Source organism: Streptomyces sp. NPDC102462 (genome assembly GCF_044765425.1).
Lineage (GTDB): Bacteria > Actinomycetota > Actinomycetes > Streptomycetales > Streptomycetaceae > Streptomyces.
In genome coordinates this window covers 41,282-61,746 of record NZ_JBIWKB010000020.1, presented here as the reverse complement: position 1 = coordinate 61,746, position 20,465 = coordinate 41,282, and the positions used below count along the sequence as shown (strand labels likewise).

Annotated in this window: 16 protein-coding genes; 2 read left to right on the top strand and 14 right to left on the bottom strand. The window is 73.6% G+C overall.

Annotation, left to right across the window (positions count from 1 at the left end):
* Positions 1–45: 45 nt before the first annotated feature.
* From ACIRFL_RS19160 to ACIRFL_RS19115, 10 genes are all read right to left on the bottom strand, one after another.
* Positions 46–897, bottom strand: coding sequence for a 4'-phosphopantetheinyl transferase family protein (locus tag ACIRFL_RS19160; RefSeq protein ID WP_404029758.1), 852 nt, complete (start codon positions 895–897; stop codon positions 46–48).
* Positions 803–1,663 (bottom strand): 2-oxo acid dehydrogenase subunit E2, encoded by an 861-nt coding sequence (locus tag ACIRFL_RS19155; protein ID WP_404029756.1) that lies wholly within the window; start codon positions 1,661–1,663, stop codon positions 803–805. Before ACIRFL_RS19155 ends, ACIRFL_RS19160 begins: the two co-directional genes overlap by 95 nt.
* Positions 1,660–1,926, bottom strand: coding sequence for an acyl carrier protein (locus tag ACIRFL_RS19150; RefSeq protein WP_404029754.1), 267 nt, complete (start codon positions 1,924–1,926; stop codon positions 1,660–1,662). The genes ACIRFL_RS19155 and ACIRFL_RS19150 overlap by 4 nt, the downstream gene beginning before the upstream one ends.
* Positions 1,923–2,954 carry a 3-oxoacyl-ACP synthase III family protein gene (locus ACIRFL_RS19145; RefSeq protein ID WP_404029752.1) on the bottom strand — a complete coding sequence of 344 codons (1,032 nt, stop codon included), beginning with the start codon at positions 2,952–2,954 and terminating at the stop codon, positions 1,923–1,925. The genes ACIRFL_RS19150 and ACIRFL_RS19145 overlap by 4 nt, the downstream gene beginning before the upstream one ends.
* Complete coding sequence (locus ACIRFL_RS19140; protein WP_404029751.1) at positions 2,951–6,013, bottom strand: type I polyketide synthase; 3,063 nt, start codon at positions 6,011–6,013, stop codon at positions 2,951–2,953. Before ACIRFL_RS19140 ends, ACIRFL_RS19145 begins: the two co-directional genes overlap by 4 nt.
* Positions 6,013–6,297, bottom strand: a complete 285-nt coding sequence (locus ACIRFL_RS19135; RefSeq protein ID WP_404029749.1) for an acyl carrier protein — start codon at positions 6,295–6,297, stop codon at positions 6,013–6,015. Before ACIRFL_RS19135 ends, ACIRFL_RS19140 begins: the two co-directional genes overlap by 1 nt.
* A gap of 102 nt (positions 6,298–6,399) precedes the next feature.
* Positions 6,400–8,187 (bottom strand): acyl-CoA dehydrogenase family protein, encoded by a 1,788-nt coding sequence (locus ACIRFL_RS19130; protein ID WP_404029747.1) that lies wholly within the window; start codon positions 8,185–8,187, stop codon positions 6,400–6,402.
* Entirely contained in the window at positions 8,181–10,193 is a 2,013-nt protein-coding gene (locus tag ACIRFL_RS19125) for an acyl-CoA dehydrogenase family protein (protein ID WP_404029745.1), read from the bottom strand. Before ACIRFL_RS19125 ends, ACIRFL_RS19130 begins: the two co-directional genes overlap by 7 nt.
* 1 nt (position 10,194) lies before the next feature.
* The gene (locus ACIRFL_RS19120) at positions 10,195–12,006 is read right to left on the bottom strand and encodes a fatty acyl-AMP ligase (RefSeq protein WP_404029743.1); all 1,812 of its coding nucleotides are present in this window, start codon (positions 12,004–12,006) and stop codon (positions 10,195–10,197) included.
* Between the two features lie 172 nt (positions 12,007–12,178).
* Positions 12,179–14,113 carry an HAD-IIIC family phosphatase gene (locus tag ACIRFL_RS19115; RefSeq protein ID WP_404029741.1) on the bottom strand — a complete coding sequence of 645 codons (1,935 nt, stop codon included), beginning with the start codon at positions 14,111–14,113 and terminating at the stop codon, positions 12,179–12,181.
* A 185-nt stretch (positions 14,114–14,298) separates the two neighbouring features.
* On the opposite strand from ACIRFL_RS19115, the gene ACIRFL_RS19110 reads away from it, so the two are divergent.
* A complete protein-coding gene (locus tag ACIRFL_RS19110; RefSeq protein WP_404029739.1) occupies positions 14,299–15,561 on the top strand; it encodes an FAD-dependent oxidoreductase in 1,263 nt (420 codons plus the stop codon).
* 680 nt (positions 15,562–16,241) lie between these two features.
* Here ACIRFL_RS19110 and ACIRFL_RS19105 read toward each other — a convergent pair.
* From ACIRFL_RS19105 to ACIRFL_RS19090, 4 genes are all read right to left on the bottom strand, one after another.
* Positions 16,242–17,477, bottom strand: a complete 1,236-nt coding sequence (locus ACIRFL_RS19105) for a cytochrome P450 (RefSeq protein ID WP_404029737.1) — start codon at positions 17,475–17,477, stop codon at positions 16,242–16,244.
* Between the two features lie 137 nt (positions 17,478–17,614).
* Positions 17,615–18,028 carry a DUF4260 family protein gene (locus ACIRFL_RS19100; RefSeq protein WP_404029735.1) on the bottom strand — a complete coding sequence of 138 codons (414 nt, stop codon included), beginning with the start codon at positions 18,026–18,028 and terminating at the stop codon, positions 17,615–17,617.
* Positions 18,029–18,260: 232 nt separating this feature from the next.
* Positions 18,261–19,034, bottom strand: a complete 774-nt coding sequence (locus ACIRFL_RS19095) for a thioesterase II family protein (protein ID WP_404029734.1) — start codon at positions 19,032–19,034, stop codon at positions 18,261–18,263.
* Between the two features lie 107 nt (positions 19,035–19,141).
* The gene (locus ACIRFL_RS19090) at positions 19,142–19,942 is read right to left on the bottom strand and encodes a BTAD domain-containing putative transcriptional regulator (protein ID WP_404029733.1); all 801 of its coding nucleotides are present in this window, start codon (positions 19,940–19,942) and stop codon (positions 19,142–19,144) included.
* A gap of 228 nt (positions 19,943–20,170) precedes the next feature.
* Here ACIRFL_RS19090 and ACIRFL_RS19085 point away from each other — a divergent pair, with 228 nt between their 5' ends.
* Positions 20,171–20,458, top strand: coding sequence for a hypothetical protein (locus ACIRFL_RS19085; RefSeq protein WP_404029732.1), 288 nt, complete (start codon positions 20,171–20,173; stop codon positions 20,456–20,458).
* Positions 20,459–20,465 lie beyond the last annotated feature (7 nt).

The window sequence follows — 20,465 nt, the reverse complement described above, 5'->3', positions numbered from 1 at the left end:
CGCCCGCCCGGTGCCGCGGGACCGTCCCCGGTGCCGGGCGGGCGGCTACGGCTCCTGTGCGCCCTGCGCGGCCACCAGCATGTCGACGATGCCCGGGTCGAGTGCCGTGGCCGCCGCCGTGTCCGCGGTGCGGCCGAAGCCGGCGTCGCCGACCGCGATGCCCAGGGTGTAGCGGCCGGCGAACGCCAGGGTGTGGAAGGCCCAGGCGCCGACCGTGCCGGGGGTGCCGTCGGGGCGCAGCACATCCGTGGGCGCCCGGTCGGGGCTGAAACCGAAGTCGGTGAAGCGGAACAGCATGCCGAGGCCGATGGCCTTGCTGTACGCCTCCTTCAGGGTCCACAGGCGCAGCAGGGCGGGGTTGCGCTCCGCGAGGGGCAGGGCCTCGATCCGTTCCGTCTCGTACGGGGTGCACATGTGCCGGCCGATGCCGGAGCCGTACAGGACGCGGTCGCCGCGTTCGGCGTCGACGCCGATGGCGCCGTCGGTGGCGAGGCCGACCAGCAGCAGGTCATCGGTGTGGCTGAGGCTGATGTGCAGGCCGTCGTAGCCGCGCAGGCAGGGGCGTCCGGTGAGGCCGTAGCCGAGTTCGACGCACTGGGGCCGCACGTCGAGCGCCGCCGCGGCGGCGAACTTCAGCAGGACGCGGGAGGCGGCGAACCGGGTACGGATCTTCGGATGCGTCAGTTCCCGGTAGCGCTCCCAGTCGTGGCCGAGGAGCGCGCGCAGCCGCCGCTCGCCCGCCCCCTCCGGTCGCCAGTCGTCCTGGTGGGCGCCGAGCACCACGGCGCCGTGCCGGTCCAGGTCAGCGCGTACTCTGCTCCAGCCCGCCGAGGGGCCGCGGATCGCGATCGGCTCCGCGAGGGTCCGGCCCGGAATCCGCCGCCCAGGTGCCGTCATCGAAGGTCTCCATCGTGTGGTGGAGGTCGGACAGCACGTCGGCCGCGGTCGCGCCGTCGATCACCCGGTGGTCGAAGGTGAGTCCGAGCCGCATCATCGGCGCGGGCACCACGACGCCGTCGCGGACCACCGCACGGTCCACGATGCGGCCGGCGCACAGGGTCACGGCGGTGCCGCCGGACGAGTGGAAGCCGTCGACGGTCCGGTGGCCGAGCGAGCTGACCGAGACGGTGCCGAACACGCCGGCCCGCCGGTGCGGGTCGCGCAGCGCCGCGGCGAAGGCGGCCCTGCCGAACGGGACCGGCAGCCGGCCCAGCATCCGTACGCCCTTGAACTCGGGGAGTTCGGCGGCCTGTTCGCCCCGGTAGCGGTCGATGCGCTCCTGGATCTCGCGCAGGTTCGCCGCCTCGAGGCCGGGAACGAGCGCCGACAGGACGGTGCGCTCGCCCTCGACGGGCCGGTCCAGGGCGACCTTGGCGGTGACGCCGTCGAAGCGGACGATCCTCGGGCGGCGCAGCAGTGCGGGCCAGCCGGGGGCCATGACGGCGTTGGCGTCGGGGTGCCGGTCGAGGACCCGTCCGGCCGCGTACAGCAGATAGCTGACGACCGAGTAGCGCCGGCCACCTTCCCGGGCGGCGGCGCGGTGCGCCTGGACGCGGGTCATGTCGACGTCGGTGTCCAGGTGCACGGGCCGCTGGGCCGCCGCCCACTCCAGGAAGTAGAGGGTGTGGCGGCGGCGCCGTACGGCGGCGGCGGTGGTGCTCACCCGCCCACCGCCAGGTCGTGGATCTCCTTGAGGCTGCGGGCCTCCAGGATGCTGCCGACCGGGACCTTGCGGCCGGTGGCGGCTTCCAGGGCGGTGACGAGTTTCAGGAGGTACAGCGAGTCCCAGTCGGGCAGTTCGTCGAAGTCGGCGGCCACCTGTTCGGCGGTGAGCGGCATGCCGATCTCGTCGTTGACGAGCCGGACGTAGTCGTCGAGGGTGAAGCCGCCGGTGGCGGGCGCGGGGGCGGTGCCGTCGGTGCTCATATCTTCTCCAGTGCGAAGCCGGCCTTGATCCACTTGCTGGACTCGACGGCGACCGCGAGGGCCCGCTCGCCGCCGGACATCCGTTCCAGCAACTTCTCGATCTGCAGGAAGGGCAGGGCGTTTCCGTTGTTGCCGGTGTCCGCGACGCAGGAGACGTCCTTCGCGGTCGGCACGTCCAGTTCCTCGGTGATGCGGCGGGTCATCCGGCCGGACAGCTGGGGCGGCAGCAGATAGTCGAGCTGGTCGGCCTCCCAGTCGAGTTCGCCCAGCATCTCCCAGAGGATCTCGGCGGCCATGACGGGCACCGACTCCTCGATGGCCTTGTAGTCCTCGGTGAGGGCCTGCCGGTCGTCGTACCGGTCGGCGAGCCCGAACCACTCGATGATCTGCCCGGGCGCACGGCCCAGACCGGTGAACCGGTTGAGGACGTGGCGCAGCGCGACGCCCTGTCCGCGCGGCTCGTCGGTGAGGACGGCCGCGCCCGCGCCGTCGCCGAACAGCACGTGGTTGACGAGGTCGCCGGGGGCGGCGCCGGACACGTCGCGCCCCAGGTCGAGGTGTTTGCTGCACACGTCGCCGCCGATGACGAGTCCGGTGCGGTACTGGCCGGAGGCGATCATCGCCTGGGCGACGCCGAGTGCCTGTACGGCGCCGGCGCAGCCGGACTGGAGCTGGAAGGTGGGCACCTGGTCCAGGCCGAGCTGGTCGGCGACGTGGTTGACGGTGGCGGGCATCAGGGTGTCGGGGGTGGCCGTGCCGAGCACGATGAACTCGATCTCGGACGGGTCGGTGCCGGGGGCGGCGAGCGCCCGTTCGGCGGCCTGCGCGCACAGGTCGGCGAGCGACCAGCGCACCACCCCGGTGCCGAGGTCCCGCGCGAAGTACCGGGTCCTGGTGCCGATGAAGACCTCGATCCACTCCTCGTTGATGCCGAGCGCCTTGGCCAGGGTGGCGTTGTCCACCGGGTCTCCGGGCAGCGCGGTGCCGATGGCGGCGAGATGGCTCGTCGCAGTCGTCGGGGTGGTCATGCCGTCCTCTCCTGTTCCCTGGGCGTCTGGTTCTCCGCGCCGCCGCGGTGCCCGGGTGGGGCCGGACTCGCGCCGCGTTCGCGCAGGAAGGCGACGAGGTCGCCGACGGAGGAGAGCCGGGGCAGCAGGTCCTGGACGGTCAGGGTGCCGATGCCGGCGAGCCGGGCCTCCAGCCGGTTCTTCAGTTCCATGATCATGACGGAGTCGAAGCCCAGGTCCTCGTAGAGCCGGTCGTGCGGTCGGATCTCCGTTTCGGCGTAGCCGCCGACCAGCCGTACGGCGTCGAGGACGGCGTCCGTGACCGGGTCCGCGGGGCCGGCGGGCCGGTCCGGGGCTCGGACGGCGGTGGGGGCGGAGGCCATCTGCGCGTCCCGGTGCGGTACGGGGTCCGGGGCCGCGGGCCCGGCCGCCGTTGCCGCGCTCCGCACGGAATGCCTCGCCCAGTAGCGCGTCCGGGTGGAGAACGCGTACGGCGGCAGCGGGTGCGCGACCCGTTCCTCCGCCGGGTACGCGGCGTCCCAGTGGGGTTCGACGCCACCGCGGTACAGCTCGGCAAGCGCCTCGGCGAGGTCACGGCCGGCGGACTCGGGGCCGCGCACCGGCAGCACATGGGCCGGGTCGGCGCCCGTGGCGGGCCCATCGAGGCGGCGCACCATCCCGGAGAGCACCGGCTGGGGGCCGATCTCCACCAGGTGGGTCGGGTCCGCGGCGAGCAGCGCGCCGGCCGCGTCGCCGAACAGCACGGTGGCGCCGATGTGTTCGACCCAGTACGGGGCGTCCATCGCCTCGCCGTCGAGCACCCGGCCGCGTACGGTCGAGTACACCGGGATCTCGGGCACCGTGCCGCCGACCTCGCCGGCGATCCGGGCGAAGCGGTCCAGTACGGGCCGCATCAGCGGTGAGTGGAAGGCGTGCGAGACCTGGAGCCTGCGGGTGCCGAACCCCTTCGCGGCGATCTCGGCGCCGATGCGTTCCAGCGCCGCCAGGTCACCGGAGAGCACCGTGGCGGTGGGGCCGTTGACCGCGGCGACGCCGACGAGGGGTTCCGGCTCGATCCACTCGGCCAGGTCGGCACGGGCCGCCCGGACGGCCAGCATGCCGCCGCCCGCGGGCAGTTCCTGCATCAGGGCGCCGCGGGCGGCGACCAGCCGGGCGGCGCCGTCCAGCGGGAGCGCCCGGGCGAGGACGGCGGCGGCGAACTCGCCGACGCTGTGTCCGAGGAGCATGCCGGGGTGCACGCCGAGTTCGGTCAGGGTCCGGCCGAGGGCGTAGCCGACCGCGAACAGCGCGGGCTGAGTCCACCGGGTGTGGTGGACCGCCTCGTCGCCGGCGAGGACCAGATCGCGCACGGACCGCCCGGTGTGCGGCGCCAGCGCGGCGTCGGCCTCGTCGAAGAAGTGCCGGTACAGCGGCGAGCGCGCGTACAGTGCGGCGGTCATCCGCGGGTACTGGGAGCCCTGACCGGTGAACAGGAAGGCGATGCGGGGCCGGCCGGCCGGACCGCCGCACAGCCGGGCGAGCAGATCGGCGTCGGCCGCCGACTCCCGCAGGCGGGCGACGAGTTCACCGGTGTCGTCGGCGGCGGTCGCGAAGCGGTGCCGGTGGCCGGTCTTGACCCGGTTGCTCGACCTGGCCAGCGGGCCGAGCGGCACCCGGCGGGCCGCGGCGGCGTCCGCCTGGGCCAGCAGGTTGCGGCGCAGCGCTTCGGCGTTCGGCGCGGTGAGGGTGAAGACGGCGGCGCCGATGCCGCCGGGCGCGGCGCCGGCCGCGGGTGCGGGGCGGGCGGCGGGCGCGGGAGCGGACTCCAGGACGGCGTGGGCGTTGGTGCCGCCCATGCCGAAGCTGCTGAGCCCGGCGACGGTGCATCCCGCGGGCAGCCGCAGCGGTGCCTTCAGCAGCCGCAGCCCGTGGTCGCGCAGCTTGAGCTGTCTGCTCTCCTTGGCCGCGTACCGGCTGGCCGGGACCACCCGGTGGTGCAGGGACAGGGCGACCTTGATCAGGCCGGCGATGCCGGCGGCGCCCTCGGTGTGGCCGAGATTGCCCTTGACCGAGCCGAGCGCCATGGGCTTGCCGGATCGGCCGGCGTGGTGGTGGCCGAGCGCCTTGACCTCCATCATGTCGCCGAGGGCGGTGCCGGTGCCGTGGGCCTCGGTGAAGACCACGTCGCCGGGCTCGATCCCGGCCCTGCGGTAGGCGGCGCCCAGCACCTCCTGCTGGGCCCACCGGTTGGGCGCGGTCAGCCCGTTGCTGCGGCCGTCCTGGTTGACGGCGCTGCCCCGGATGACGGCGTACACGCGCTGGCCGTCGGCGATCGCGTCCCGCAGCCTGCGCAGCACGACCGTGCCGACGCCCTCGCCGCGGCCGATGCCGTTCGCTTCGCTGCTGAACGGCTTGCAGCGGCCGTCGGGGGCGGAGAGCCCGGCCTGGGTGTAGAAGATCGACAGGGCCGGGGTGAGGGCCACGTTGACGCCGGCGACGAGCGCGTGGTCGCACTCCTCGGCCAGCAGGGCGTTGACCGCGAGGTGCGCGGCGACCAGCGAGGACGAGCAGGCGGTGTCGACGGCGAGGCTCGGGCCCTTCAGGTCGAGGTGGTACGAGATCCGGTTGGCGGTCATGCAGTAGCCGTTGCCGGAGCCGACCTGGGCGGTGACGTTGGCGTAGTCGGTCAGGTGCAGATGCGCCCACTCGTTGCCCATGATGCCGACGAACACCCCGGTGCGGGTGCCGGCGAGGTTCCGCGGCGCGATCCCCGCGTCCTCGACCGCCCGCCACGCGGACTGCAGCAGCAGCCGCTGCTGGGGGTCCATGGCGGCGGCCTCGCGCGGGGAGATGGTGAAGAACTCGTTGTCGAAGGCGTCCGGGTCGGCGATGAAGCCGCCCTCGGTGGTGTTGGTGCGTCCCTCCTGCCCGGCCGGCGAGTGGAACGCCTCGGCGTCCCACCGCTGCCGGGGCACCTGCCCCACCCCGTCTGCGCCGCGCATCAGCAGGTCCCAGTAGGCGCCGGTGTCGGGCGCCCCCGGGAATCTGCAGTCGATGCCGACGATGGCCACGGGTTCCATCAAGCGCCGCCCTGCCCGGTGTCCGCGGCCAGCTCCGCCAGCAGGTGGCCGGCGAGCGCGTGCACGGTCGGGTAGTCCCAGGCGACGGTCGGCTCCATCACGACGTCGAAGTCGTCCTCGATGTCGCCGCACAGGCTGAGCGCGGCGACGGAGTCGAGGCCGTACTCCGCGAGCGGCACGTCCGGGTCGATGTCGGCGGGCTGCCGCTTGAGGTAGAGGGCGATGCGCTCGGCCAACCACGTGGTCAAAGACTCGGTGGTGTGTCCGGTGGTCGGAACGGGCATGGTGCACTCCTCGGCGGGGTGAGCGGTGGTGGCGTGCTGTCGCGGTGCCGTCCGGCGGCCGTCGTGGACGGCCGGGGTCCATGGCGGGCCGGCCGGCGTCGGTCAGCCGGTGAGCGGGGTGTCGTACAGGTCGTAGCTGGTGCGCGCGTGGAATCTGCGCAGCACTTCGTCGTGCACCCGGGCGTCCACGGACGCCGGGAGCGCCGCGGGCCGCCGGCCCAGCCGGCGGGCGAGCCGGTGCAGTGCGGCGGCGAGCCAGGCGGGGTCGGCGAGGTACGCGTCGCCGCCGTCGCGCACCGCCTGCTGTCGGACGCCGATCGCCGCGCCGGCCGCGAGCAGGACGGCGTACCGGTCGGCGAGGGCGAACGCGGCGGGACGGGCGAGCGCCGTACGGTCCTCGGGTGCGAGCGTCCGGCCGGCCTCCTGGACCTGCCGCAGCTCGTCCACCAGGTGCCGCACGAGCCCGTGCACGGCCCGCTCCTCGGGGCTCGCGCCGGGCGGTGTGTCGGCGGCGGCGACCAGGGTGGCGCCGAGCCCGTCGCGTCCGCCGGCCAGGGTGAGCCGGTCGAAGGGCAGCTCCGGCAACCCGGCGCGCGGCCGGAAGAGTTCCGCGGGTGCCGGTTCGTCGCGGAACCAGGAGTGCCGGGCGAGCCGGGACAGCTGGGGGATGATCGTGGCCTGGCAGGCCGCGGAGCCGGCGTGGCCGAGGCTGAGCACGGGCAGGTCACGCAGGTGCTTCTGGAAGATGCCGTGCTCACCGTCGCGGAGGTAGAAGCGGGCGCCGAGCACGATGGACAGCTCGTGCAGGGCGTCGGTGAGCAGCTTCGGCAGAAGGTACTTGGCGGCGGCGGCGAGGACGCTGGTCTGCTCGGGCAGCAGATGCACCGCCCGGGTCGCGGCCAGCGAGAGGCTGTCGCAGGTCAGCAGGTCGGTGAAGGCGCCGGACAGGGTGGCCCTCGCGTGCGGGATGTCCAGGACGGACCTGCGGTAGAGGCGGCGGCCCAGGGCGAAGCGCACGACGGTGCGCAGGGCCGTGTCGGTGGTGCCGACGGCCATGCCGGGGAGCGCGGCCCTGGTGATCTGGAAGGCGCGCAGGGCGGTTTCGACGCCGGTGCCGCTCGCGCCGACCAGGGCCGAGGAGGGCACGGGTGTGTCGTCGAAGCGCAGTCCTGACAGGTGGCAGCCGCGCACGCCGACGGCGTCGTAGCGGGGCAGCACCCGCCAGGTGTCCGCGTCGAGTCCGGCGCGCTCGACGAACAGCACGGAGTGGCTGCGGCTGCCCGGTGCGGGGCTGGTGCGGCCGAACAGCACCCAGGCGTCCGCCCGGTCGGCGTTGTTGATGACCTGCTTGGCGCCGTTCAGCAGGTATCCGCCGTCCGGCGCGGGGCGGGCCGCGAACTCGTTGCGTACGAAGTCGTTGCCGTGCGCGAGTTCGTGGTAGGCGACCGACACCTTGCCGCCGCCGGTGAGGATCCGGGCGAGGCGGGCACGTTGCTCGGCGTCGCCGGAGGTCCAGACATTCACACCGGCCATGAAGGAGGTCACGCCGTAGCCGAGGCCGAGGGCGACGTCGCGGCGGAACACCTGGCGCATGACGCGCACCAGGGTGTCCAGCCGCTCCAGGCGGCCGCCCTCGGCGCTCGGCACGAAGTCGGCGCCGAGGCGCAGTTCGTCCAGGGCGCGCTCGCCTGCCGCGGGCAGTTCACCCGCCTCGTCGGCCTCGATCAGCCGGGCGTAGCACAGTTCGCCCGACTCGTCGGTGGGATCGCCGAGGCGGCGGTCCAGTTCGGCGACGCGTGCCGCGGCCCGCGCTTCCTGTTCCGCTGGCCCCTGAGCGTCCCCGGCGGCGGTCGCCGGGCGCGGCTCCTGGGCCTCGGTGGCGATCAGCATGACGTCCTCTCCCTCTCGCCGGCGCCCGCGCCGGGCGCCGCGGGCCGCCGCTCGGGGCCCCGCTGCGGCAGCAGCGAGAACAACCGGCCCGAGGAGCGGGCCGCCCGCAGGGCGCCGAGCAGTTCTTCGTAGGTCTCGGGGCCGGCCGCCGCCGGTTCGCCGAGGCGGACCAGGAGCCGGTCGAGGGCGGTGTGCAGCCACAGGCCGTCGCGCCACAGCGCACCGGTGGCGGCGTCGCCGGGGGCACCGGCCTCACCGGGGTCGCCGGTGAAACGGTCGGCGCTGTGCGTCCACAGGCCGAGGCAGGCCGCCCCGGCCCAGCACAGGGTGTAGCGGCGCGCGGTCTCGAAGGCGGCGGGCGGCACCTCGGTGAGCACCCCCTGGTACTCCTCCATCTCGGCGTGCACCGCGGTGGTGACGGCGAGCAGCCGCCGCGCGGCCTCGGCGACCGGGCCGAGCGCCGGGTTCGGTCCTGCGCGCCGGGCGACCTCCTCGACGGATGCGAAAAGCCCCGCCATCAGTCCGCTGCCGTGCCGGGCGAGCAGCGACAGCTTCGCCGGGTCCAGCGGCGGCAGCGGTGCGCCGAGGTCGCAGGCGGTGGCGCCGCCCGCCGTGTCGCCGGTGCCGCGCCGGAAGCCGCGCACCAGTGAACGGAACTGGTTCACCAGGGAGTTGAGGTTGACCAGGGTGTTGCCGTCGAAGAGTCCGACGATGCGGTGGTCACGCTGGAGCTTGGCGAACCGGCCGTCGGCGTGCACGCCCTTGAGGAAGGCGCGGGCGCCGAGCAGCCCGGTCAGGTCGGCGATGACCTGGTCGGTGCCGGTGGGCAGCAGGTACTTGGTGACGGCCGAGGTGACGCCGAGTTCCGCCGTCTGGCTCTGCACGGCGCGGGCGGCGACCAGGGCGACCGCCTCGTGCAGCAGGACGTCGGCCGCGGCGCCGGTGAGCCGGTGCCGGGCCTGCGGGAGGTCGATCAGCCGCCGGCCGTACAGCTCGCGTTCCTCGGCGAAGTCCAGGCCGAGCCGCAGCGCGTGGTCGCCGGCGCCGAGCGAGAGGGCCGCGCACATGGTGCGGGTGAGCTGGAGGGCCTTCAGCACGATCTCCAGTCCTGCGCCCTCGGCGCCGACGAGCGCGCCGCGCGGCACCCGGGCACCGTCGAAGGCGATGCCGGAGATGTCGGCGCCGCGGATGCCGTGGGTGCGGATCTTCGGGAGGTGGCGGTAGCTGCCCGCGTCGAGTTCGCGCTTGTCGACGAGCAGGACGCTGAAGCCGCGCGGGCCCCCTTCCGGGCGGGTGCGGGTCAGCAGCGACAGCACCGACCCCCGGGTGGCGTTGTTGATCAGCCACTTCTCACCGCTGACCAGCCAGTGGCCCGCACCGTCAGGCGCCGCGTGAGGGGCCGAGTCAGGTGCCCCCTCGGGCGCCACGCCGGACGCCACGTCGGGGACCGCCTCGTGCGCCGTACCGTCGGGCGCCGCTTCAGGCGCCGCGTCAGGGGCCGCCTCGGGCGCCACGCCGGACGCCGCGGGGGCCGCCTCGGGCGCCGTACCGTCGGGGGCCGCTTCAGGCGCCGTGCCGTCGGTGCGGACCTCGCCGGCGAGCAGGTCGCTGCCGTGGGCGCGTTCGGTGAGCCCGAGGGAGACCGGGACCCCGGCCATGATGTCGGCGCCGAGCCGGGCGCCCTGTTCCACGGAGCCCGCCACCCAGACGCAGACCCCGCCGAGGTAGGTCTTGCCGTGGCCGATGGCGCAGGTCAGGTCGCGGCGGGCGACGGCGCGGACGAGCTGGAGCACCTGCTCGTAGTCGCGCAGCCGGCCGCCGTGCTCGACGGGTACGTACTGGTCGGGCAGGCCCCACTCCTCGAAGCGGCGGCAGATGTCGGCGGGGAACTCCTCCTTGTCGTCGAGTTCCGCGCAGCGCGCGTAGGAGAAGACCTCGTCGGGGTCGTCGGGGTCGCCGAGGAAGCGGTCGAACTCCTCCGCGAGCCGGTAGGGCGGGTGTTCCACGTCAGACCACCGATTCCAGGGACGGGGCGGTGGCGGCGGCGTCCGGGCCGGCCTCGGCGGGGGCGATCAGTTCGCGCACGGCCGGCTCCAGCGCCTCGTACAGCGCGGTGATCCGGCCCTCCAGGAACAGCCTGCGCATCAGGGTCCGCTGGATCTTGCCGCTGGTGGTCTTGCGTACGGTTCCGGGGCGTACCAGCAGGATGTTGCCGGCCGGGACGCTGAACTCCTTGCTGAGGAAGCTCTGCACGCCGGAGGCGAGGGTGCGCAGGTCGCCGGCGACCGCGCCGGGGCGGACCTCCTGGACCGCCACCAGGTGTTCGCGGTCGGTCTCGACGGCGAACACGGCGCCCGCGCCGGTGCCGAAGGCCGGGTGCACGGACTGGACGGCGCGTTCGACGTCCTGCGGGTAGAGGTTGCGGCCCGCGAGGATGACCATCTCCTTGAGCCGGCCGGTGACATAGAGCTGTCCGTCCCGCAGGACGCCCATGTCCCCGGTGCGCAGCCAGCCGCCGCCGTCCTCGCCCTCGCCGGTGGCGTCGCGGATCGCCGCGTCGAAGATCTCCTCGTTGGTCCGCGGCCGTTTCCAGTAGCCACAGGCGACGCTGTCACCCTTGAGCCAGATCTCGCCGACGCCTCCCGAGGGCCGCTCGACGCGGGTCTCCGGGTCGACGACGCGGACCTCGAAGTCCCGCACGACCCCGCTGCTGACGAGGGAACGGGTGGGCTGGTCCGCACGCGGGTCGGCGAGTTGACCGCGCTCCAGGGCCTCGGCGTCGACGTCGAGCACGCGGGGTGCGGCGCCGCGCGGGATGCCGGAGACCAGCAGGGTCGTCTCGGCCATGCCGTAGCAGGGGAAGAACGCCTCGGGCCGGAAGCCCGCGGGCGCGAACCGCTCGGTGAAGGCACGGACGGTCTCGGCCCTGACCGGTTCGGCGCCGTTGCAGGCGGTCGTCCAGGAGGACAGGTCGAGCGTCCGAAGCTGTGCGTCGGTGACCCTGCGCACGCACAGGTCGTACGCGAAGTTGGGGCCGCCGCCGGTGGTGATCTTGTAGTCGCCGACCATCTTCAGCCAGCGCACGGGACGCTTGAGGAAGGTGAAGGGCGCCATCAGGACGGCGGGGATGCCGAGGTAGAGCGGGTGCAGGATGTGCCCGATCAGGCCCATGTCGTGGTAGAAGGGCAGCCAGCCGCCGCACACGGTCTGCGGGCCGGTGCCGATGGACCGCTGGATCGCCGCCTCGTTGGCGAGCAGGTTGCGGTGCGAGACCACGACGCCCTTGGGGTCGCTGGTCGAGCCGGAGGTGTACTGCAGGAAGGCGAGGCTGTCCGGGGTGAGGGCGGGGGCGTGCCAGGCGTCCGCGGCGCCCTGGGCCGGATCGTCGGTGGCCAGGCACGGCACGTCGGTGAAGCCCTCCGCGGCGAGCCAGGCGGAGATCTCGGGGGCGTGCGCCGAGTCGGTGAGCACGGCGCACGCCTCGGCGTCGCGCAGAATGCCCGATACCCGGGAGAACTGCCGGCCCTGCTCGGTGGGCAGGGGTCCTGGCACGGCGACGGCACCGGCGTACAGGCAGGCCGTGAACGCCTTGATGAAGTCCAGGCCCGCCGGGTAGAGCAGCAGCACCTGGCGGTTCGCGGCCCCGCGCTCCTGGAGCCAGGAGGCGACCCGGCGCGCCTCCTGGTCGAGCCCCGCGAAGCTGAGGTGCTGCGGCACCGAGCCGCGGGCGTCGTCGGGCAGGAAGATGAAGGCATCCGCGGCGCTGCGGGCTTCGGTGCGTTCCAGAACCAGTTCCGTGAAGGTCCGGAAGTTCGTCAACGTCTTTCTCCGACCTCTGCGAGTTCCGCTGGCGTGGCGCCGGCACGGGTTGCTCTGACATCACGATCGTCGTCCGGGGCACTAAGGAGACGCTTGTGCCTCCGGGCACCCGGTGGCCGTCGGACGGCGGTCCGTCCTGGGCTGACTGGGCCGGGGGTCCGGCCCGGTCAGGTCATCCGGTACCGGCCCGGAAGTCCGCGTCGAGAGCCACATGCCCGGGCACGTCCGGCAGTTCGGTCAGCGGATGCCTGAACTCGACGGTGCCGTCCGGTGATTCGGCGGCCCGCTCGAAGCCGAGCGACGGGTAGAAGTCCCGCACCTTGTGGTTCTTGGCGGTGGGCCGGTAGCGGGCGCGTACCTCGGCGGTGCCCGAGTCCGCCGCGTGCGCCAGCAGCGCGGCGACGGCGGCCTGCTCGATACCGCGGGCGAACACCCGGCAGCTGAGCAGCATGTTGTCGATGCGCAGGGCCTCGTCCTCCCGGTACGCGAACAGGGCGCCGACGACCCCGTTGTCGCCGAAGCGGTCGCGGGAGCGCACGGCCAGCACCAGATGGTCCGGCGAGCCGAGCCGTTCGCGGACGTCGGGTGCCTGGAGCCGGCGGGTGGTGAGGTTGAACTGGTTGGTGCGCAGGGTGATCTGGGCGACCCTGACCACCTCGTGGTCGCGTACCGGGGCCACCTCGACCCGCACGTCGAGGGCGCGCAGGTACTCCTCCATCGAGCCGGCGGCCTGCCGCAGGTCCTGGCGTTCCGCCTCCTGGCGGTACTGCACGGTACGTCCCCGGTCCTCGGCGGTCAGTTCCCGCACGTCGAACCAGCCGTCGGCGAGCAGCCGGTCGATGTGCAGCGCCGGTTCCCCGTCCAGCGCGATCACGGCGACCTCGGGGAGCGTGGCGGCGACGAGTCCGCGTTCGAAGGGCGAGTCGTCGGCGAAGACGAAGCTGTCGGTGCCGAGATTGAGGCGGGCGGCGATGGCGCGGATGTTGCCGTCCTTGGGTTCCCAGTCGGCACTGATCCGCACGAAGTCGGCCTCGCGCAGGGTCATGTCGGGATGGTCGCGGAGCACGTCGAGCACCGGCTCGCGGTCGTTCTTGCTGCACACCGCGAGCAGGACGCCCTGGCTGCCGATCTGCTTGACCACCCGCTGGAACCGGCCGAAGGCCGCGCCGCGGTAGGTGGTGGCGGCGGCGATGCCGTCGGGTCCGTCGTCGCCGAGGACGCCGTCCCACAGGGTGTTGTCGAGGTCCAGGACGAGCACCTTCTTGGCCCGGCCGCGCAGGGTGCGCAGCAGATGGCCCGCCTCCCGCGCGTAGCCGGCGAGCACCCCCTCGCCCAGGTGCACCTGCGCGTAGGCGGCGAGCCGCGCATCGCGCACCGGTCCGCCGTCGGCGATCAGCGGCTCCAGGTCGACGACGTGCAGCCGCGGGTGCGCGACGGCGAGCCGCAGCAGGCCGGCATTGAACTCCCGCCAGACGATGGACAGTTCGGTGCGGGAGCGGTGGTCGACCAGTTGCCGGGTGTGCTGGGACAGCAGCGGCAGGGTGTTGAGTACGAGCGTGCCGGTGCCGTGTTCGTCGTAGCGGGCGGCGAGCCGGTCGAGGAGTTCGAGTGTGCCGGCGGCGGCCTCGGCGACATCGTCCGCCCGCCAGGGCAGCGGCAGTTCGTCGAAGACGACCTGGGCGTCGAGCAGGCACAGGGCGAGTTCGGTGCCGGGCGCGTACAGGTGGCTGCCGGTGTCCTGCAAGTCGCGCAGCCAGGCGTCGTGGTCGGCGGCGCTCAGCCGCAACGGGACGCCGTGCCGGGCGAGTTCCGCGGTGAGCGGTGCGGTCAGCGGGTCCAGGGTGCCGTGTCCGGTGACGGCGACGGTGGCGGGCACCACACCCGGGTGCGCCGCCACGATGTCCTCGGGGGCGACCCTGGCGAGCAGCCGGCCCGCGCGGGACAGCTGGGCGAACCCGTCGTCCTGCTGCGCGAGTTCGGCGAGCAGTGCGGGCACCGCCGGGTACTCGGCGGCGAGCCGTCGCTCGCCGTACAGCGCGCGCAGCCGGTCGAGGGGGCTCGTGGGGCCGGTGCGCTCCGGGTCGGACGTCGTCACTGCTGTGCTCACGGTCGGTTCGCCTCTCTGCGGGGCGGGCGGGCGCTTGGGAGCTTGTGCCCCGGCCCTAAAGACGGGCTTGCGCCCGGGCGCGCGAGCAGGGCGCGGGCAGGGGCGTGCGCAGCCGCCCGCAAGAGCTGCTTTAGGCGGGCTGCGGACCATCGGTGGAGGATGACTCCTTCGGAAAGGCAGCACCGATGACGACAACTGAGCTGACCGCGGACGTGTGTGTGGTCGGAGGAGGTCCGGCGGGGCTCACCCTGGCCGTGGAACTCGCCAGGCGTTCGGTCTCCGTCGTGGTTCTGGAGCAGAGCGGTCACTTCGACCGGTCGTTCCGGGGCGAGTCGGTCTCCCCCGACTCGGTGTGGCTCCTTGACGGGCTGGGCGTCCTCGGCCGGCTGGGCGGCGCCTACCAGCAGATGCACAGAATGGAGATCGTCGACTCCGGCAGCACGGTGCTGCGCGCCGACTTCCGCCGCTTCCGGTACCCGCACCCCTATCCGGTGGAGCTGCCCCAGCCCGCGCTGCTCTCGGCTCTGGCGGCGCTCGGGCAGGAGGAGCACCCGGAGCACTTCACCCTGGTGCGCCGGGCGACGGCCACCCGGCTGCTGCGCGCCGACGGCGAACGCGGCCCGGTCACGGGGGTGACGGCGCGCACCCCGGAGGGCGAGCTGACGGTGCGCGCGGCGCTCACGGTGGCGGCGGACGGCCGGTTCAGCAAGGTCCGCGAGATGTCGGGGCTGTCGTACACGAAGCTGCCGCTGGACCGTGACGTGGTGTGGCTGAAGCTGCCGTTCCCCACCGAGTGGGACGACCGTACGTATCGGATCCGGATCCGCGGCGACCAGCACGGGCTGTTCATCCCGACCCACCCGGACAGTGTGCGCGTCGGCTTCAACATCCCGAAGGGCGGGCTGAAGGAGCTGCGCGCCGAGGGGCTGCCCGCGCTGTACGAGCGGCTGGACCGGCTCGCTCCGGAGCTGGCCGGGTCGGTGCGCTCAAGGATCCGGTCCTGGTCCGACACCTCGATGCTGGACATCTTCACCACGGTGGTGCCGCGCTGGTCCATGCCGGGCCTGGTGCTGATCGGCGACGCGGCGCACACGCTGACGCCGATCCTCGGGCAGGGTGTCAATCACGCGATCATCGACGGGGTGACGCTGGCCCCGCTGCTGCGCGAGGCGTTCGACGCGGGCGGGGACGAGGGGGCGCTGCTTGAGGCGGGCGCGCGGTTCCAGCGGGCGCGGGAGGAGTCGGTCGCCACGTCGCGCGGTCTGCAACTGCGCCAGGAACGGCTGTTCGCGCTGCACGGTGCCGGCGGTGTGGCGCGCCGCTCGCTGTACCGGGTGGTCGACCGCAGCCAGAAGCTGAAGGAGCGGGTGCTGGGAGGCGCGTACTTCCAGTTGCAGCGACCGGGACCGCACGCCGTGGAGGCTCAGTCCCCGACCGCCCGGGTGTGACCGACGGCTCGGCACCTGCCCGGTGGCGGCGGGGTCGGTGAGCACCAGGCTTCCACGGCCGCGGGCCGGCTGCCCGACCCCGTCCCGCACACGCCAGGGCCCCGGCCCGTACGCAACCGTACGGACCGGGCCCTTCCACCTGCCCGCCCACCGCAACCGGGCATGTGCTGGGACCGGACGGTCAACGCGTCGGCCCAGCAACCGAACCACCACCCCGGCACCCGGCACCCGGCACCCGGCACCCGGCACCCGGACCAGCGGAGCCGAAGGCCACCACACCCAGCCCGGCGGGCCGGGCACGCCGCCCGGCCACCGCCGACACCCCGCCCGACGGGCCGAGACGTCGGCCGGACGCTGCCACACCCGGCCCAGCGAACGGAACCGCGAGCCGAATCACCACCCGACCACCGCTGCACGAACCAGAGGACCGGGCCGCCACCCGGGCCACCGCCACCCAGCCCGGCGGACCCGGCCACCGCCAACACCCCGCCCGGACGCCGCCACACCGGGACCCGCGAGCCGAATCGGCACCCGAGACGCCGCCGCACGCTGACTAGCGGACCGGGCCACCGCCACCCAGCCCGGCGGACCCGGCCACCGCAAACACCCCGACCGGCGTCGCCCGGTCACCGGCGCACCGGAGCAGCGGGGTGGGCCGGTGTCAGCCGGTGGTGGGGGTGTCACCAGGTGACGGGCAGGCGGGTCAGGCCGTGGACCATCATTCCGGTCGTCAGCTCCAGCGCCTCGACGTCCTCCGCGAGCCGCAGCCCGGGGAACCGGTTCAGCAGCGAGGTGATGACGATCTGCAGCTCCGCCCTGGCCAGCGCAGCGCCCACGCAGAAGTGCGGGCCGTGGCCGAACGCGACGTGGTGGACCGCCTCCGGCCGGGTGGGGTCGAACTCGTCGGCCCCGGCGCCCGGGAAGCGCGCGGGGTCCTGGTTGGCGGAGCACACCGCCGCCAGCACCGCGCTGCCCTTGGGGATGACGGTGCCGCCGATCTCCACGTCCTCCAGGGTGATCCGCAGCGGCCCGCCGTCGCCGATCGGGTTGACCCGCAGCAGTTCCTCGATGGCGTGGTCGATCATCTCGGGGCGCTCGCGCAGGGTGGCCAGGTGCTCCGGGTGGCGCAGCAGGGTCAGCACGATCTTGCCGATCATGCTGACGGTGGTCTCGTGGCCGGCGACGAGGATGGTCGCCGCCATGACGATCAGCTCGAACTCGTTGAGGCTGCCCTCTTCGTCGTGGGCGGCGACGAGCGCCCCCATCAGGTCGTCCGACGGCTCCTCCCGCTTGCGTTTGACGAGTGCCGCCAGGTACTCGATCATCTGCTGGCGCTGGGCGGCGGTCTCCTCCGGGGTGTGCGCGGTCAGCGAGACGAAGGCGTCGGACCACTCGCGGAAGCGGTCGCGGTCCTCGAAGGGCACACCGAGCAGTTCGCAGATCACCATCACCGGCAACGGGAAGGCCAGCGCCGTGTTGAGGTCGACCGGCCCGCCCTGCTTCTCCATGTCGTCGAGGAGCGCGTCGGTGAGTTCCTGGATCCGCGGCCGCATGTTCTGCACCCGGCGGGCGGTGAACTCCCGGGAGACGAGCCTGCGCAGCCGGGTGTGCTCGGGCGGGTCCGTGGTGAACAGGCTGCCCGGCACCGGAGGCGTGGTGGTCAGCTGGGGCGCGCCCGGTGCGATGGTGGCGGCCCGGCTGAACCTGGCGTCGGCGAGCACGGTGCGCACATCGTCGTAGCGGGTCACCACATAGCCCTCGTCGCCGCTGGGCAGCCGGACATGGGCGACGGGGCACTTGGCCCGCAACTCCTCGTAGACGGGGGGTACTTCGACGGCCGAAGGGCGGTGGAACGGGTAGTCCATGAGGGGCCGCCCGGTCTGCGGCCCGCCGTGCGTCGTGTCCGTCGTGTCCATGCGTTTCCTCCGGCAACAGGTGCTCAGCGGTTACTTGGGTGCGGTGCTGCAAGGGGCCGGCGCGAGGCGCGGCCGGGAACCCGGACGAGCCTCGCAGCGGGGGCTTGCGCGGCACCAAAGCGCCCCGCGTGCGTGGGTCAGCGGGGCCGGCCGTCCGCGCCGCGCAGGCCGAACCCGAGGGCCCGGTCGGCGGCGATGTGCACCAGCCAGGCCAGACCGAAGTTGAACAGCGGGACGGCGACGGCCGAGGAGTCCGGGATCAGACAGGCGAGCATGACGACGACGGCGACGACGGGCCGGTGCAGCAGGTTGTAGAGGGGAACGGCCCTGCGCGGCATCCGGCCGTGCTCGTGCGGGCCGCTGAGCCCGGCGAGGAAGGAGAGGTCGGGTGCGACGACACCGGCGACCGCGGCGACGATCACCCAGCCGCCGTACTTCGCCGTCTCGAACACCAGCCAGATCAGCAGGAGGGCGGCCAGCACCCCCCAGGCGACGCGGAACTGCGGCGGGGCGGGGCTCCTCGGGGCGCCTTCGGCGGCGTCGTGTGGCACGGGAGGTGTGTCCTTTCGCGGGGGGTTCGATGGTTCCGTACGGGCTCGGGACGGCACGGCGGCCGCGCGGCGGTGGTCGCGGGCGGGCCGGTGTGCCCGCCCCTCCCCGGTCTTCGGGGCCGACGGAACGCAAGCGGGCGGCAGGGACGCCGCCATGGCCCCGGTATGACGGGTAAATGACCGGTGCGTGAGATTCTCACGACCCGGCCGCCGCGGTCGCGGTGACCGTCCGTCACGCCGCCACCCGCTCCGTGGCGTACCGGCGTGTCAGGGAGGCGAGTTCGGCCAGGAAGGCTCCCTCGTCGGATCTGACGAAGAAGTGCCCGCCGGGCATGGTGCGCAGCTCGCAGCCGCGTCCCGCGTGCCGCCCCCAGGCGGCCACCTCGGACACGCCGACCAGCCGGTCCCCGAGTCCCGCGAACAGGTGCAGCGGCACCCTCAGCGGCTCGGCGGGCGCGGCGCGGCTGCGCAGACACAGCCGCAGGTCGTCGCGGGCCACCGGGAGCAGCGCGGAGAGGATTTCGGGGTGGTCGAGCAGCGTGGGCGGGATGCCGCCGAGTGCCGCAAGGCCGGCGACGAGTTCGGCGTCCCCGGCGTCGGGGTCGGCGATCGGCGGGGCCGGCAGGTGCGGGGCGCGGTAGGCGCTCAGCACGAGTGCCCGGGGCAGCGCCGCGCCGCGCCGCTGCCGTCGCCGGGTGAGCGCGTACGCGATGAGCGCCCCCATGCTGTGTCCGTAGAGGATGTGGGGTGCGGACAGCTCCTCGTCGAGCTGCGCGTCCATGTCGTCGATGAGCGCGTCCAGATCGGTGAACCTGGGTTCGGCGAACCGTTCCTCGCGGCCGGGCAGTTGCACGGGCAGCACCCGTACCCCGGCGTCGTGGGCGTCGAGGCCGCGCTGCCATCGCCGGTATGCCGAGGCTCCGCCGCCCGCGTACGGGAAGCAGAACAGCCGTGTCGCGGGGCCGGGTTCGTCGTCCGGGCGCTTCCGGGACAGGTATCGCGTCATGGTGCTCCGTCTCGGTTCCGTCCTGCGGTGGGCGGGCCGGCCGGGTCCGCGGTGCGACGACGGGTGGGCCGGACCCGGCCGACGCGCCCCCACGGTGCCCCGGCCCGCTAAAAGGCCGCCAAACTCGGCACGGTGAGGTCGAGCCGGGGGTCGGCGGCCAGGATCGCCCGGTGCAGTTTCTGCAGGCGCAGGGAGGGCTCTATGCCCAGTTCCTGACTGGTCGACGCGCGTAGCTTTCGAAAAATCTCAAGCGCCTGCCACGAGCGTCCGCACCGGTAGAGCGCCAGCATCAGCAGCGCGTGCAGACTCTCCTGGAGCGGGAAACGCTCGGTGAGCGCGAGGAGTTCACCGATCACCTCGGCGTGTCTGCCGAGCCGCAGATCGGCGGTGATGCGGCCCTCCAGCGCGGAGCGCCGTGCCTCCTCGAGCCGCAGCAGCTCGACGCGGAGCGCCGGTCCGATGCGTACGTCGGCGAGCACCGGGCCCCGCCACATGGCGAGCGCCTGGCCCAGCAACTTCGCGGCCGTCTCGTCGTCGCCCGCTTCCAGGGCCCGCAGGCCGCGTCCGCTGAGCTGCTGGAACAGGTCGGCCTCCAGGACGGGCGCCGGCATGTTCAGCGCGTATCCGGCGTAGCCGCGGCTCAGCACCTCTTTCGGCGCGCATTCGTGCTCCGGTCCCAGGGCGTGCCCGATGGCCCGGCGCAACTGCTTGACGTACGTCTGTACCACTCCCGCGGGCCCGCTGGGGGGTCTGGACTCCCACAGCTCCTCCGTCAGGGTCGTCACATTGACGTCCCAGCCCGCGTTGACCGCCAGCAGCGCGAGCAGCTGCCGCGGCTTGGCCGCGCTCGGCACCACGGAGGTGCCGTCGATGCTCACCACGAGCGGCCCGAGAACCCCGATCTCCATGCCACTGCTCCTTCCGCCTGCCGGAACACTGACACGTTGTCGGCTTCAACGACACTTAGCCGATCATGATTTCGGCCGGGAATCTGGCTGCCCCGGGGTATGAATTTTTCATGGTCACGGCATTGCGCGGCCCGCTTTAAGCAATGCTTCAGGACGAGCGGCGACCCTGGCGCCGACGGGTGGCGCCCCAGGGCGGCCACGGGACCGGCTCGAAAGGAGAGGGGCGCTATGAGGCTGAGGTTCTGGCTCGGCAGGGCCGGCGCCGGTGCGATGAAGCTGCTCATCCAGCTCGGCGCCTTCTCCGTCGGACCGCTGCCCGGCGTCCACTACGCCGACCCCGGCCCGGACCCCGACCGCCCGGAGCGAGACCACCCGGAGCGAGACGCCGAGCCGCCGGCAGCCCCGCACACGCCCCCGGCCTGGCACCCGGAGCGCCGGTGCACGACACCGCCGACCCAGATGGAACGGGAGCTGTGGGCCGCCCTCGGCATCGACGTAAAACAAACCGAAACCTGATGACCAG

Coding starts and splice junctions, on each gene's coding strand:
- ACIRFL_RS19160 (WP_404029758.1), bottom strand. CDS start 897: ATGACGGCACCTGGGCGGCGGATTCCGGGCCGGACCCTCGCGGAGCCG.
- ACIRFL_RS19150 (WP_404029754.1), bottom strand. CDS start 1,926: ATGAGCACCGACGGCACCGCCCCCGCGCCCGCCACCGGCGGCTTCACC.
- ACIRFL_RS19145 (WP_404029752.1), bottom strand. CDS start 2,954: ATGACCACCCCGACGACTGCGACGAGCCATCTCGCCGCCATCGGCACC.
- ACIRFL_RS19140 (WP_404029751.1), bottom strand. CDS start 6,013: ATGGAACCCGTGGCCATCGTCGGCATCGACTGCAGATTCCCGGGGGCG.
- ACIRFL_RS19135 (WP_404029749.1), bottom strand. CDS start 6,297: ATGCCCGTTCCGACCACCGGACACACCACCGAGTCTTTGACCACGTGG.
- ACIRFL_RS19130 (WP_404029747.1), bottom strand. CDS start 8,187: ATGCTGATCGCCACCGAGGCCCAGGAGCCGCGCCCGGCGACCGCCGCC.
- ACIRFL_RS19110 (WP_404029739.1), top strand. CDS start 14,299: ATGACGACAACTGAGCTGACCGCGGACGTGTGTGTGGTCGGAGGAGGT.
- ACIRFL_RS19105 (WP_404029737.1), bottom strand. CDS start 17,477: ATGGACACGACGGACACGACGCACGGCGGGCCGCAGACCGGGCGGCCC.
- ACIRFL_RS19095 (WP_404029734.1), bottom strand. CDS start 19,034: ATGACGCGATACCTGTCCCGGAAGCGCCCGGACGACGAACCCGGCCCC.
- ACIRFL_RS19090 (WP_404029733.1), bottom strand. CDS start 19,942: ATGGAGATCGGGGTTCTCGGGCCGCTCGTGGTGAGCATCGACGGCACC.
- ACIRFL_RS19085 (WP_404029732.1), top strand. CDS start 20,171: ATGAGGCTGAGGTTCTGGCTCGGCAGGGCCGGCGCCGGTGCGATGAAG.